The 267-nt window shown below is 44.2% G+C and carries 1 protein-coding gene; it reads left to right on the forward strand.

The genetic code is table 11. The features are described from left to right. Positions 1–267 (forward strand): flavodoxin-dependent (E)-4-hydroxy-3-methylbut-2-enyl-diphosphate synthase (locus AAEY79_RS15105; protein ID WP_352289257.1); only part of this gene is annotated, 267 nt, incomplete at both ends.

Below are 267 nucleotides of genomic sequence, written 5' to 3' on the forward strand. Positions count from 1 at the left end.
GTGTGCCGCTGGTTGCTGATGTGCATTTTGACCATAAAATCGCGCTTGCTGTTGCTGAAGCAGGTGCGGATTGTTTGCGTATCAATCCTGGTAATATCGGTAGCGATGCTAAAGTACGAGAAGTAGTGGCATGTGCTAAGTATCATAACATCCCTATTCGTATTGGTGTTAATGCAGGCTCGTTAGAAAAAGAAATTCAACGTAAATACAGTGAACCAACTGGCGCGGCGATGCTAGAGTCGGCAATGCGTCATATTGATATATTAG

Origin of the sequence: Psychrobacter sp. GW64-MNA-CIBAN-0177, from assembly GCF_040309585.1 — a bacterium.
GTDB lineage: Bacteria > Pseudomonadota > Gammaproteobacteria > Pseudomonadales > Moraxellaceae > Psychrobacter > Psychrobacter okhotskensis.